Origin of the sequence: Pseudomonas panipatensis (genome assembly GCF_900099785.1) — a bacterium.
GTDB classification, from domain to species: Bacteria; Pseudomonadota; Gammaproteobacteria; order Pseudomonadales; family Pseudomonadaceae; genus Pseudomonas; species Pseudomonas panipatensis.
In genome coordinates, this window is the sequence record NZ_FNDS01000002.1 from 537029 (window position 1) to 549830 (window position 12802).

The following is a 12802-nucleotide window of genomic DNA, read 5'->3' on the forward strand; positions in this document are numbered from 1 at the left end:
CTTTTTTTGTCCGGCGAAAGCCATTCCCAGGGCGCCGGGCGGATGAGGTTATCCGCCGCTCAGCCGTGGCCTCGGGCGCTGCGGAATTCGATCTGGGCGTTGCTCACCGGCGGCTGCGGGCGATGCAGAAGGCGATGGCGTATCACTGCGAACGGCTATGCGTCCTGCGTGCAGGTCAGCTTTGGTGAGTGCGCCACTGCCGTGGGCTGACCCCGAACCAGCGGCGGAAGGCGCGGGAGAAGGCGCTGGTTTCGGAGTAGCCGAGCAGCGGCGCCAGTTCGGAGATCGGCAGGCGCTGGCGCAGATAGTGCAGCGCCAGGTCGCGGCGGGTCTGTTCCACCAACTGGCTGAAGCTCAGTCCGGCTTCGCGCAGGCGCCGCTGCAGGCCGACGGAGGTCAGTTCGAGGCGCTCGGCGACCAGTTCCAGCGCCGGCTCGCCAGCGGCCAGGGCCAGGCGGATCTGGGTGCTGGCATCTTCCAGCAGATCAGGGCGGTTGCCCTGCTCGCCCAGGCGGCGGATCACATCCTGCACCAGGAACAGCAGATTGGCGTCGCGCTCCGGCATCAGTTGGCCCTTGAGATCGGACTTGGGCACCAGCAGCGAATTGCAGGCGCGCTGGAAATGCACCGGCGCGCCGAACACGTCGCCATGCTCCTGCCAGCCTTCCGGGCGGCTGTGTTCGAAGCCCACCGCACGCGGCGCCCAGTCGCTGCCGAGGACATGCCGCAGCAGATTCAGCGCCATGCCCATGGTCAGCTCGGCGTCCTGCCGACGGTCGAGGATGGCACCGTGTTGCACCTGGTAATCGAAGCGGTAGCACTCGCCGCAATCGACCAGGCGGATCAGCGTGCTGTGCTGGTGGAAGGGGAAGGCCGCGGCAAAGTTGCGCAGCGCGTCTTCGAGGGTTTCCGAACACAGCCCGACATAGCCCAGCAGGCCCAGCGCACGCGGCTGGAATTGCTGGCCATAGCGCAGGCCGAAGTTGTCGCAACCGGACAATCGCGCGGCTTCTTCGAGGACCCGGCAGTAATTGGTCAGCGCCAGGCTGAGCGTGGGGTGGCGCAGTTGCTCGGGGTCGATGCCGGCATGCCCGAAGACCCGATCGAGGTCGCCGCCCTGGGCGGTGATGAAGGCATCCAGTCCACTGGCCGCGGCCGACAGCACGCCCATGTTGCCGGCCAGGGGCAGGTTGGCGCCGACGGCGGAGAACAGTGACTGGTTCATGGCGGGCACGCTCATTGTCATGGGGTTGCGACACAGCAGAAGAACTAGCCGAAGCAAATCCCATGCCCCTGCCACGACCGCCGCCGCCGATGATTTCACCCCCTCTAGCGCGGGCCTCGCCAGGCGCCGCGCCGGCACCCGCGAGGTGCACCGGGAGGGCGCGCCGCGCCAGGTTGGGGCAATGGGTAACAAGGTGTTGCGCAACTTGACCGCAGGCGTTGCGTTGCGCAGCCGAGGGTCAAGTCCTGGCGCAGGTCGCTCGCTAACATCGACCCCTGGTAACCGTCCACGCCCGCAGGGCAGAGGAGTCCGCAATGAGCGCATCACAACTAAAACCGACGCTGGGAACCTTGCACCTCTGGGGCCTGGCGGTGGGCCTGGTGATTTCCGGTGAATACTTCGGCTGGAGCTACGGCTGGGGTACCGCCGGCACCCTCGGCTTCCTGGTCACGACCCTGATGGTGGCGGTGATGTACACCTGCTTCATCTTCAGCTACACCGAACTGACCACCGCCATTCCCCATGCCGGCGGGCCTTTCGCCTACAGCCTGCGCGCCTTCGGCAAGACCGGCGGGATCATTGCCGGCATCGCCACGCTGATCGAGTTCGTCTTCGCCCCGCCGGCCATCGCCATGGCCATCGGCGCCTACCTCAACGTCCAGTTCCCGGCCCTCGACCCGCGTTGGGCGGCGACCGGCGCCTACGCGATCTTCATGACCCTGAACATCCTCGGCGTGAGCATCGCCGCCACCTTCGAGCTGGTGGTCACGGTGCTGGCGGTGGTCGAGCTGCTGGTGTTCATGGGCGTGGTCGCGCCGGGCTTCAGCTTCAGCAACTTCGTGCTCAACGGCTGGGCCGGCTCCAGCGAATTCAGCGGCGCGGCCATCGGCGGCATCTTCGCCGCGATTCCCTTCGCCATCTGGTTCTTCCTCGCCATCGAGGGCGCGGCCATGGCCGCCGAGGAAGCCAAGGACCCGAAGCGCACCATCCCGCGCGCCTACATCGGCGGCATCCTGACCCTGGTGGCGCTGGCCATCGGCGTGATGATCTTCGCTGGCGGCGTCGGCGACTGGCGCACCCTGTCGAACATCAACGACCCGCTGCCGCAGGCGATGAAAGCGGTGGTCGGGAATAACTCGACCTGGATGCACATGCTGGTGTGGATCGGCCTGTTCGGCCTGGTGGCCAGCTTCCACGGCATCATCCTCGGTTACTCGCGGCAGTTCTTCGCCCTCGCCCGCGCCGGCTTCCTGCCGGCCGGCCTGGCCAAGCTGTCGCGCTTCCAGACCCCGCACCGGGCGATCCTCGCCGGCGGCGTGGTGGGGGTCGCGGCGATCTTCAGCGACAACCTGATCAGCCTGCAGGGCATGACCCTGACCGCGGCGATGATCACCATGAGCGTGTTCGGCGCCATCGTCATGTACATCATGAGCCTGCTCAGCCTGTTCAAGCTGCGCCGCAGCGAGCCGGACCTGGAGCGCACCTTCCGCGCCCCCGGCTACCCGCTGGTGCCGGGCATCGCCCTGGCCCTCGCGGTGCTCTGCCTGGTCGCTATGCTCTGGTACAACCAGGTGATCGCACTGGTCTTCCTGGTGCTGATGCTGGCTGGCATGATCTGTTGCAACCTGGTGCTCGCCAGCCGTCGCGGCAGCAGCGCCGCCTTCGCCAGCCAGGGTTGAGCCCGTCGGCGCCGGGCGATCCCGGCGCCCTTTCGCAAGGAGTTCCCATGTCCGCATACGCCCACACCGTCGGCGGCCAGACCTGGCGCTTCGACAGCCTCCGCGAGGTCATGGCCAAGGCCACCCCGCTGCGCTCCGGCGACTGCCTCGCGGGAATCGCCGCAGGCAGCGACGTCGAGCGTGTCGCCGCGCAGATGACGCTGGCCGAAACCCCGCTCAAGCGCTTCCTCGACGAGGCGCTGATCCCCTACGAAAGCGACGAAGTCACCCGCCTGATCATCGACAGCCACGACCGCGGCGCCTTCGCCCCGGTCAGCCACCTGACGGTCGGTGACTTCCGCGACTGGCTGCTCGGCGAACAGGCCGACGAAGCCAGCCTCCGCGCCCTGGCGCCCGGGCTGACGCCGGAGATGGCGGCGGCGGTGTCGAAGATCATGCGCGTGCAGGACCTGGTCCTGGTGGCGCAGAAAATCCGCGTGGTCACCCGCTTCCGCAACACCATGGGCCTGCGCGGGCGGATGTCCACGCGCCTGCAGCCGAACCACCCCACCGACGACCCCGCCGGCATCGCCGCCAGCGTGCTCGACGGCCTGCTCTACGGCAACGGCGACGCCATGCTCGGGATCAACCCGGCGACCGACAGCCTGGCCTCGATCTGCACCCTGCTGGAAATGCTCGATGCGATCATCCAGCGCTACGAGATTCCCACCCAATCCTGCGTGCTGACCCACGTCACCAGCTCGATCGAAGCGATCAACCGCGGCGCGCCGCTGGACCTGGTGTTCCAGTCCATCGCCGGCACCGAGGCGGCCAACGCCAGCTTCGGCGTCAGCCTGGCGCTGCTCCAGGAAGGCTACGAGGCCGGTCTGTCGCTCAAGCGCGGCAGCCTCGGCGACAACCTGATGTACTTCGAGACCGGCCAGGGCAGCGCGCTGTCGGCCAACGCCCACCACGGCGTCGACCAGCAGACCTGCGAAACCCGCGCCTACGCGGTGGCCCGGCACTTCAAGCCGTTCCTGGTGAACACCGTGGTCGGCTTCATCGGCCCGGAATACCTGTACAACGGCAAGCAGATCATCCGCGCCGGCCTGGAAGACCACTTCTGCGGCAAGCTGCTCGGCGTGCCCATGGGCTGCGACATCTGCTACACCAACCACGCCGAGGCCGACCAGGACGACATGGACATGCTGCTGACCCTGCTCGGCGTGGCCGGGATCAACTTCATCATGGGCATCCCCGGTTCCGATGACGTCATGCTCAACTACCAGACCACCTCCTTCCACGACGCCCTCTACGCGCGCCAGAGCCTCGGCCTGCGCCCGGCGCCGGAGTTCGAGGCGTGGCTGGAGCGCATGCAGATCCTGCGGCAGAGCGACGGCCGCGTGCAGTTGCCCGAGCAATTGCCGCCCGCCTTCCGCCAGGCCCTGGCGCAACTCGCCTGAGGAGAACGGCATGGCCGACGAACGCCCCACCGCGACACCCAATCCCTGGCAGGAACTGCGCCGCCTGACCCCGGCGCGCATCGCCCTTGGCCGCGCCGGCACCAGTCTGCCGAGCAGCGCCCAACTGGACTTCCAGTTCGCCCACGCGCAGGCCCGCGACGCCGTGCACCTGCCCTTCGACCGCGCCGGCCTGGCCGCGCAACTGCAGGCGCGCGGCCGCGACAGCCTGCTGCTGCACAGCGCCGCCAGTGACCGCCACAGCTACCTGCAACGCCCGGACCTCGGCCGCCGCCTGGATGCCGACTCGGCCGAGCGCCTGCGCCAGCACGCCGACCGCCACCCGCAGGGCTATGACCTTGCCGTGGTGATCGCCGACGGCCTCTCCGCGCTGGCCGTGCAGCGCCACAGCCTGCCGTTCCTCGAACGCATGGAAGAGCAGGCGCGCAACGAAGGCTGGCAGCTTTCGCCGGTGTGCCTGGTGGAACAGGGCCGCGTGGCGGTGGCCGACGAAGTGGCCGAACTGCTGCGGGCGAAGATGGTGGTCATCCTGATTGGCGAGCGCCCCGGCCTCAGCTCGCCGGACAGCCTCGGCCTGTACTTCACCTGGGCGCCGCGCGTGGGCCTGAACGACGCCTATCGCAACTGCATCTCCAACGTGCGCCTGGAGGGGCTGAGCTACGGCATGGCCACCCACCGTCTGCTGTACCTGATGCGCGAGGCCTGCCGCCGCCAGCTCTCCGGGGTCAACCTGAAGGACGAAGCCGAGCTGCCGAACCTGGCCGACGCCGGCCCAGGCGCCAACTTCCTGCTCGCCGGAAGGTAGGGCGTACAAGCGTTCGCGGTGGTACGCCGCCATGCCCAACCCGCTCCGTGGTTGGGCTGGGCGCGGGACATCTCGCTCAGGTCGTCCCCAGCGCACACCGGGGGCGAAGGCTATGCGGCGGATCCCCTCGAACGTAATCCCTACGCCCTCGCCGAACGCCGAGGTAGAAGCGCTCTCGCAGGCCAATGCCCGCGTTCTCGATCAAACGCTCGCTTGGATTGCGCTTTCCACAGTTTCTGGTGCAGCATCTGCCGCACTAGCCATTTGCTGGCATAGCCTCTGCATCGTCATCCCAGCCACCCACTGACCGCCGAGACCTGACATGCGCATCGTGCAAGCCACCCTCGATCACCTCGATATGCTCGCCCCGCTGTTCGTCAAATATCGCGAGTTCTACGGCATGCTGCCCTACCCGGAATCCTCACGGAAATTCCTCGAAAAGCGCCTGAGCCGCAAAGAGTCGGTGATCTACCTGGCCCTGCCGGACGACAGCGACGACAAGCTGCTGGGCTTCTGCCAGCTCTACCCGAGCTTCTCCTCGCTGTCGCTCAAGCGCGTGTGGATTCTCAACGACATCTACGTCGCCGAAGACGCCCGCCGCCAGTTGGTCGCCGACCATCTGCTGCAGCACGCGCGGAAAATGGCGCGGGAAACCAACGCGGTGCGCATGCGCGTGTCCACCAGCATCAACAACGAAGTGGCGCAGAAAGTCTACGAGTCGATCGGTTTCCGCGAGGACACCGAGTTCAAGAACTACATCCTGCCGATCAGCGACGATCTCGCCTGAGCCGGCGCTAGGCAGCACTGGCCGCGCCAGGCGCGCGCGGCTAGAGTGAGATTCTGAACGCGCCGCCCGGAGTTCGGCGGCTAAGGGGTCCCATGCATTTCCCCCGCACGCTGCGCTGCTATGCCCTGCCGTTGCTCCTTGGCCTTGGCGCCGCCCAGGCCGACACCCTGCACGTCGCCACCCTCGACTGGGCGCCGTACGTCAGCCCCGACCTGCCCGGCCAGGGACTCGCGGCGCGTATCCTCAGCGAGGCCCTGGCGCTCAACGGCGACCGCGCCGAACTGGTCTTCCTGCCCTGGCAGCGCGCCCTCAACGAGACTCGCGAAGGCCGCTACGATGCCTTGATGCCCGCCTACCTGTCCGCCGAGCGCAGCCAGGACTTCTACACCTCGATGCCGCTGCTGGACTCGCAGCTCGGCTTCTTCCACCGCCGCGACCATGCCATCGCCTACCAGCCCGGCAACCTCGACAGCCTGCGCCCCTACCGCATCGGCGTAGTGCGCGGCTACGTCAACCAGGCGGCCTTCGACCAGGCCGACTTCCTGCAAAAGGACCCCGTCACCAACGACTGGCAGAACCTGGAAAAACTCCTGCGCGGGCGCATCGACTTGGCCGTGGCCGACCGCTACACCGGCTACCACCTGCTGGCGCGCAATGCCCCGGCCCTGCGCGAGCAACTGGAGTTCATCGAACCGCCGCTGGAAATCAAACCGCTCTATGTGCTGGTGCCGAAGATCCACGGCAACGGCCAGGCCCTCGCCGCCAGCCTCGATCGCAGCCTGCGCACCCTGCGCCAGAGCGGCCGTCTGCAGCAATTGATCGCCGACGCCCACCTGGAACAGGCCCAGGCGATCCGCGCCATCGCCGAGCACCCGCTAGCGGAGCAGATAGAGCGCGCCTCCCAACAGCAGCGCGCCGGCGAAGGCGCCGACAACCGCCCAGCGGCGCCAACCCTGGGCTGGCAGGCGAGCCTGCGCTAAAGGGCGCTCCAGCGCCTGCATCAACTCCGACAGCGCATCGAAGCGTTGCGCCGGTTCGGCCGCCAGCGCCCTGGCCAGGGCGCCGTCCCAACCGGGCGGAACGGCCACGCCCTGCGCCGCCAGCGGCACATAGTGCAGGGCGTCATCGGCGCAGTCGGGCAAGGCCAGCTCCGGCCAGCGGCCGCCGGCCAGCCAATAGGCGAACGCCGCCACCACGAACTGTTCGGCGCGACTGTCCGCCGCGCGCCCATCGCGCAGCTCCGGTGCCAACGGCAGGCACTCCAGCGGCAACGGCTGACGCGCCACGCCCGGCACCAGCGCTGCCAGTTCGGGAAGGAACAACAGGCGGCCGCAGTCATCCACCAGCACTTGCCGGGGGGACACCCAGAGCCCCTGCACGCCGCGCCGCTGCAAGGCGCGCAGAGCCTCCACCAGTTGCCGCAGAAGCACCATCGTCTCCTCGGGCGCCAGCCGGCGCCAGGCGCCATGGCGCTCGACCAGGCTGCGCCAGTTGCCCGGCGGTACGGCGAACACCTGAAAGGCGTGGCGGCGCGCGGCGCGGGTCGACAGGACGCTGGGCAGGCTCGCCACCTTGCAACAACGCAAGGCCCATTCGCGTAGCCAGAAAGCCTGGTCGGCGGCCTGCGTCGAGGCCAGCAGCCAGGCATCGCGGCCGTCGGCATGGCGCACGCGGAACAGCCGCTGCGGCGGGCCGAACGGCAGCGGCTCCAGCACCCGCCAGTCTTCCAGCGCATCGCCCGGGCGCAGCGGCGGCGGTGCCGGCCAGGCAGTCGGCAGGACCAGGGTCGGACGCTGTTCGCTGCGCCCCGGCAACACCAGGGCGGCGGCACCCGGCGCGCGGAGCAGGGGCGCCAACAGGCTGTCGAGGTCTTCCGTGGCCAGCTCGCGGCAGGCCTCCAGCAGCGGCCGCCGGTCGATCACCGCCAGCAGCGGCTGCGGCGCCAGCAACATGGCCTCGCCCGCCTGCAACGACAGGTTGTGCTGGGTCAGCGCCAGCTCGGCCTGGCCGCCCAGGCTGCCGTCTTCCAGGCCGGGCAAGGCCTGCAATTCGCCATCGCGATAGCGCAGCAGGCCGACGTTGCCGCAACGCAGGAAGTGCGCGCTGTCGCCCTGGACCAGCAGGATGCCGACGGCCAGTTCGGGTAGCGTCTCCCCCGCCAGGCTTCGGCGATAGCCCTGCATGTTCAGCGAGGCCAGGACCTGGCGGACCGCCTGCGCCTCGGACCAGACCTCGGGCGTGCAGGCGTAGTCGGCGAACAGCGCATCGAGCTGCAACTCCAGGCTATGCACCACATTGGCGCAGCCGCGCGCCCAGAACAGCGCCAGCATGAACACCCCCGGCCGCCCCTGGCGCCCGTCCAGCCACTCGGCGCGAACCCGCGCCGCCTGGGTCGGCAGGTCCGGGCCGGCGCCCAGCGCGAGGCTGAGCGCCGCCGGGGCGATACAACGGTGGGTCATGGCCGGTCCCCTGGCATGTGCATTCATACCCGGGAGTTGCAGCCTTCATGCCGACAGCTTTTTCACCTGCCCGCTGTAATATCCTGCAAGCAGTCTCGTGCACAGGCGGCGACAAAGCGCACCCACTCGCCCGGGGCGCCGCCTATAATGCGCGGCCTGGCAGCTCACCACGTCGTTTTCACAGGTTCCCCATGGACTTCAACCCGATCGACCTCGTTTTGCACCTCGACACCTACCTCTCCCTGCTGGTCAGCAACTACGGCGTGTGGATCTACGCGATCCTGTTCCTGGTGATCTTCTGTGAAACCGGCCTGGTGGTGACCCCCTTCCTGCCCGGCGACTCGCTGCTGTTCATCGCCGGCGCCATCTGCGCCACCGGCGGCATGGACCCCTGGTTGCTCGGCGGCCTGCTGCTGCTGGCGGCGACCAGCGGCGACAGCACCAACTACGTGATCGGTCGAACCCTCGGCAAGCGGCTGTTCAGCAACCCGAACTCGAAAGTCTTCCGCCGCGACTACCTCGACCAGACCCACGCCTTCTACGAGCGTCACGGCGGCAAGACCGTGACCCTGGCGCGCTTCCTGCCGATCGTGCGGACCTTCGCCCCCTTCGTCGCCGGCATGGCCTACATGCCCTACCCGCGCTTCCTCGCCTTCAGCGTCGCCGGCAGCGTGGCCTGGGTCGGCGGCCTGGTGACCCTGGGCTTCTTCTTCGGCAACGTGCCCTTCATCAAGCACAACCTGTCGCTGATGATCATCGGCATCATCGCCTTCTCTATGCTGCCCATGGTGATCGGCGTGATCCGCCACAAGATGCGCCCGGCCAACAAGCCGCAAACCTCGGAACGCTGAACCACCGATGTGGTCGTTCAGCGCCTGGCGCCGGCGCCGAATCCTCGCCCGCCATCCGCTGGACCCGGTGCTCTGGGCCGACGTCTGCCGGCAACTGCCGATCCTCGACGGCCTGAGCGCCGAAGAACTGCGCCTGCTCGGCGAACGCGCGGTGCTGTTCCTGCAGGACAAGCACCTCAGCGCCCTGCCCGGGGTCGAGCTGGACGACAGCCGCCGCCTGCTGCTCGCCGCCCAGGCGCAACTGCCGCTGCTGCACCTGCCGGAACTCAACTGGTACCAGGGCTTCCACGAACTGGTGCTCTACCCGGACGACTTCGTCAGCCCGCAGAAACACCGCGACCCGGCCGGGGTGATCCACGAATTCGACGACGAACGCAGCGGCGAAACCTCGCTGCAAGGCCCGGTGATCCTCGCCTGGCCGGGGGTGGAAAGCGGCGGCGGCTGGGACGCCTACAACCTGGTGATCCACGAACTGGCGCACAAGCTGGACATGCTCGACGGCACCGCCAACGGCCTGCCGCCGCTGCATGGCGACATGCGCCTGAGCGACTGGGCCGGCGCCATGCAGGCCGCCTACGACGAACTCAACCATCAGCTCGATCGCAACCCGCACGCGCACACCGGCATCGATCCCTACGCGGCGGAGAACCCGGCGGAATTCTTCGCCGTCACCAGCGAATACTTCTTCACCGCCCCCGACCTGCTGCACCAGGCTTATCCAAAGGTCTATATGCAGCTCAAGCTGTTCTACCGGCAGGATCCGCTGGTTCGCCTACAGCAGTTGCAGCGCGAGCATCCCGACTATCAGGAAGATCGCAAAGGCTGAGCAAAGGCGGTGGCCGGCTCCAGTCAATCTGCCTATAATCCGGGCCACTTTTTCGGCCTGAAACTACAAGTGGAGTAGTCCATGAGCTACAGCAAGATCCCGGCTGGCAAGGACCTGCCGAACGACATCTACGTCGCCATCGAGATCCCGGCCAACCATGCGCCGATCAAATACGAAATCGACAAGGACACCGACTGCCTGTTCGTCGATCGTTTCATGGCTACCCCGATGTTCTACCCGGCCAACTACGGCTTCATCCCCAACACCCTGGCTGACGACGGCGACCCGCTGGACGTCCTGGTCGTGACCCCCTACCCGGTCGCGCCGGGCTCGGTGATCCGCGCGCGTCCGGTCGGCGTGCTGCACATGACCGACGAAGCCGGCGGCGACGCCAAGCTGATCGCCGTACCGCACGACAAGCTGAGCGTGCTGTACAAGGACGTGAAGGAATACACCGACCTGCCGGCCCTGCTGCTGGAGCAGATCAAGCACTTCTTCGAGAACTACAAGGATCTCGAGAAGGGCAAGTGGGTCAAGGTCGAAGGCTGGGGCAACGCCGACGCCGCCCGCGCCGAGATCACCAAGTCCGTCGCCGCCTTCCAGAACAAGTGATGGCCGCCGGGTAGCCCAGCTACCCGCGACGGAACGAAAAGCCCCGCCCCGGCGGGGCTTTTTCATGGGCGCGTCAGAGGCATTCGCGCATGTCGCGCTCCGCCACGTCGCGAGCGGCGCCGGAATGCTGGTACAACCACACCTGACTGCCACGCTCATCGGCGGTGACCTCCAGCAACGCACCGGGCCCGCGCTCCCGGCCCTCGCTCAGCAACAGCCGATAGCCCAGGCGAATCTCCCGCACCTCGGTAGCGGCCGCGTAGGCACGCCATTTCGGCAACAGGCAGTTCAGGTACACCGGTGGTGACTTCAGCGTCTGCGCACGCAACACCGGCGCCGTTTCCTTGAGTTCGCCCGGCGAATGGCAACCCGCCAGCCCCAGCAACAGCATCCATCCCCAATTAATCCGCATGCGCGCACTCCCTCGACACATTCCGTGCAGAGCGTAGCAGGCACGATCGGCGCAGATGGCCGGAAATGTCATTAGGCAAGCCGTCAGGTTTTTGCTAAAGTGCACGCCCCCGACGGCGCCCACGCCGCATCGGACCCTATTCTTAAGGCGGTCGCTGCTTACCAGAAGTGAGAACGGACCACCCCCTGAAAGCCGGCCACAAGCCGGCTTTTTTAATGCCCGGCATTTCCCTCTCCCGCCGCAACATGAGCAAAACTTGAGTTCATCACGAAGACTTTGAGTTTGTTTCATGACACCTCCACTGCGGACAATGCGCGCCATTGATTGGATGACGCAGTGGAGAAATACCCCATGGCCCTGGCCCATACCCTCGGATTTCCCAGCACCGGCCGCGAGCGCGAATTGAAGAAGGCCCTGGAGGCTTTCTGCCAGGGCGAACTCGACGAAGCCGGGCTGCGCGCCGTCGGCCGCCAGCTGCGTGCCGCGCACTGGCAGTTGCAGCACGACGCCGGTATCGAGCTGCTGCCGGTCGGCGACTTCGCCTGGTACGACCAGGTCCTCGGCCATTCGCTGACCTTCGGCGTCATCCCCGAACGCTGCCGCCCGGAGGACGGCAAGCCGACCCTGCATACCCTGTTCGCCATGGCCGGTGGCGGCGCGCCGGGCGATGGCAGCCCGGCCCAGGAAATGGCCCAGTGGTTCGACAGTCACTGCCGCTACCGGGTCCCCGAGTTCAGCGCCGAGCAGCGCTTCGAGCTGAGCTGGGAGCAGTTGTTCGAGGAGGTCGATGAAGCCCATGCCCTCGGGCACAAGGTCAAACCGGTGCTGATCGGCCCGCTGAGCTACCTCTGGCTGGGCAAGGCCAAGGGCGCGGCGTTCGACAAGCTCGACCTGCTGGAGCATCTGCTGCCGCTCTACGGCCAGATCTTCCGGCGTCTGGCCGCGCAGGGCGTGGAGTGGGTGCAGATCGACGAGCCGATCCTGGTCCTCGACCTGCCGCAGGACTGGAAGAATGCCTTCGAGCGCGCCTACCACCTGTTGCAGAGCGAGCCGCTGAAGAAGCTGGTCGCCACCTACTTCGGCGGCCTGAAGGATAACCTCGGCGTGGCCACCAGCCTGCCGGTGGACGGCCTGCACGTCGACCTGGTGCGCGCCCCCGAGCAGTTCCCGACGCTCCTCGACCGCCTCCCCAGCTACAAGGTGCTCTCCCTCGGCCTGGTCAACGGCCACGACGTCTGGCGCGGCGACCTGGACAAGGCCCTGGCGGTCCTGCGGCACGCCCATGAACGCCTCGGCGAGCGGCTCTGGGTGGCGCCCTCCTGCGCGTTGAACAGCCCGGTGGAGCCGGAGCGCGAGGACAGCCAGGCTGCAGAGCTGAAAAGCTGGCAGGCCATTGCCGTGCAGAAGTGCGAGGCCGTCGCCCTCATCGCCCGCGCATGCGATGCCCCGCGGGCAGCCGAGGTCCGCGCGGCGCTGGCGTGAAGGCGGCGCCCGGCGCCCCGGACGTTCGGGGCGTTGCCATGTCCCGCTGCGGGGACGAGAAAAACCGCCGCTTCGCGGCGTCTGCCCCGCTTATCGCAAGTCGGGAAAACACCCGGCGGCAGGGCCTCGCCCGGCTTCGACGGACGCGCGCCAGGGCCCATCGAATTTGCCCGAAAGCCGCGTCTCTGCTAGTGTCGCCGGGTT

Annotated in this window: 11 protein-coding genes and 1 pseudogene; 9 read left to right on the top strand and 3 right to left on the bottom strand. The window is 67.7% G+C overall.

All coding sequences use genetic code 11. The features are described 5' to 3' along the window. Positions 1-175: 175 nt before the first annotated feature. Complete coding sequence (gene qhpR / locus BLQ74_RS06605) at positions 176-1225, bottom strand: AraC-like transcriptional regulator QhpR (protein ID WP_090261745.1); 1050 nt, start codon at positions 1223-1225, stop codon at positions 176-178. A gap of 314 nt (positions 1226-1539) precedes the next feature. On the opposite strand from qhpR, the gene eat reads away from it, so the two are divergent. The 5 genes from eat (at position 1540) to BLQ74_RS06630 (ending at position 6936) form a co-directional block, all read left to right on the top strand. Beyond that, complete coding sequence (eat, locus tag BLQ74_RS06610) at positions 1540-2904, top strand: ethanolamine permease (protein ID WP_090261746.1); 1365 nt, start codon at positions 1540-1542, stop codon at positions 2902-2904. Positions 2905-2951: 47 nt separating this feature from the next. Continuing rightward, positions 2952-4346 (top strand): ethanolamine ammonia-lyase subunit EutB, encoded by a 1395-nt coding sequence (locus tag BLQ74_RS06615; protein ID WP_090261747.1) that lies wholly within the window; start codon positions 2952-2954, stop codon positions 4344-4346. Between the two features lie 10 nt (positions 4347-4356). After that, the gene (gene eutC / locus BLQ74_RS06620; RefSeq protein WP_090261748.1) at positions 4357-5169 is read left to right on the top strand and encodes an ethanolamine ammonia-lyase subunit EutC; all 813 of its coding nucleotides are present in this window, start codon (positions 4357-4359) and stop codon (positions 5167-5169) included. 322 nt (positions 5170-5491) lie between these two features. Then, positions 5492-5956 carry a GNAT family N-acetyltransferase gene (locus BLQ74_RS06625; RefSeq protein WP_090261749.1) on the top strand — a complete coding sequence of 155 codons (465 nt, stop codon included), beginning with the start codon at positions 5492-5494 and terminating at the stop codon, positions 5954-5956. A gap of 92 nt (positions 5957-6048) precedes the next feature. Then, on the top strand, positions 6049-6936 hold the full coding sequence (locus tag BLQ74_RS06630; RefSeq protein ID WP_090261750.1) for a substrate-binding periplasmic protein: 888 nt from the start codon (positions 6049-6051) through the stop codon (positions 6934-6936). Here BLQ74_RS06630 and BLQ74_RS06635 read toward each other — a convergent pair. Next, a complete protein-coding gene (locus tag BLQ74_RS06635; RefSeq protein WP_090261751.1) occupies positions 6832-8415 on the bottom strand; it encodes a protein kinase family protein in 1584 nt (527 codons plus the stop codon). The genes BLQ74_RS06630 and BLQ74_RS06635 overlap by 105 nt on opposite strands. A 191-nt stretch (positions 8416-8606) precedes the next feature. On the opposite strand from BLQ74_RS06635, the gene BLQ74_RS06640 reads away from it, so the two are divergent. The 3 genes from BLQ74_RS06640 (at position 8607) to ppa (ending at position 10704) form a co-directional block, all read left to right on the top strand. After that, the gene (locus BLQ74_RS06640; protein ID WP_090261752.1) at positions 8607-9266 is read left to right on the top strand and encodes a DedA family protein; all 660 of its coding nucleotides are present in this window, start codon (positions 8607-8609) and stop codon (positions 9264-9266) included. A 7-nt stretch (positions 9267-9273) separates the two neighbouring features. Beyond that, on the top strand, positions 9274-10092 hold the full coding sequence (locus tag BLQ74_RS06645) for a M90 family metallopeptidase (RefSeq protein WP_090261753.1): 819 nt from the start codon (positions 9274-9276) through the stop codon (positions 10090-10092). 81 nt (positions 10093-10173) lie between these two features. Beyond that, complete coding sequence (ppa, locus tag BLQ74_RS06650; RefSeq protein WP_090261754.1) at positions 10174-10704, top strand: inorganic diphosphatase; 531 nt, start codon at positions 10174-10176, stop codon at positions 10702-10704. A 73-nt stretch (positions 10705-10777) separates the two neighbouring features. Here the strand turns inward: ppa and BLQ74_RS06655 are convergent, their stop codons facing one another. Continuing rightward, on the bottom strand, positions 10778-11116 hold the full coding sequence (locus tag BLQ74_RS06655) for a hypothetical protein (RefSeq protein WP_139199041.1): 339 nt from the start codon (positions 11114-11116) through the stop codon (positions 10778-10780). 351 nt (positions 11117-11467) lie between these two features. On the opposite strand from BLQ74_RS06655, the pseudogene BLQ74_RS06660 reads away from it, so the two are divergent. Continuing rightward, positions 11468-12592 (top strand): annotated as a pseudogene (locus tag BLQ74_RS06660) (5-methyltetrahydropteroyltriglutamate--homocysteine S-methyltransferase); the annotation flags it as partial. Positions 12593-12802 lie beyond the last annotated feature (210 nt).

Coding starts and splice junctions, on each gene's coding strand:
- ppa (WP_090261754.1), top strand. CDS start 10,174: ATGAGCTACAGCAAGATCCCGGCTGGCAAGGACCTGCCGAACGACATC.
- qhpR (WP_090261745.1), bottom strand. CDS start 1,225: ATGAACCAGTCACTGTTCTCCGCCGTCGGCGCCAACCTGCCCCTGGCC.
- eutC (WP_090261748.1), top strand. CDS start 4,357: ATGGCCGACGAACGCCCCACCGCGACACCCAATCCCTGGCAGGAACTG.
- BLQ74_RS06625 (WP_090261749.1), top strand. CDS start 5,492: ATGCGCATCGTGCAAGCCACCCTCGATCACCTCGATATGCTCGCCCCG.
- eat (WP_090261746.1), top strand. CDS start 1,540: ATGAGCGCATCACAACTAAAACCGACGCTGGGAACCTTGCACCTCTGG.
- BLQ74_RS06635 (WP_090261751.1), bottom strand. CDS start 8,415: ATGACCCACCGTTGTATCGCCCCGGCGGCGCTCAGCCTCGCGCTGGGC.
- BLQ74_RS06615 (WP_090261747.1), top strand. CDS start 2,952: ATGTCCGCATACGCCCACACCGTCGGCGGCCAGACCTGGCGCTTCGAC.
- BLQ74_RS06655 (WP_139199041.1), bottom strand. CDS start 11,116: ATGCGGATTAATTGGGGATGGATGCTGTTGCTGGGGCTGGCGGGTTGC.
- BLQ74_RS06640 (WP_090261752.1), top strand. CDS start 8,607: ATGGACTTCAACCCGATCGACCTCGTTTTGCACCTCGACACCTACCTC.
- BLQ74_RS06645 (WP_090261753.1), top strand. CDS start 9,274: ATGTGGTCGTTCAGCGCCTGGCGCCGGCGCCGAATCCTCGCCCGCCAT.
- BLQ74_RS06630 (WP_090261750.1), top strand. CDS start 6,049: ATGCATTTCCCCCGCACGCTGCGCTGCTATGCCCTGCCGTTGCTCCTT.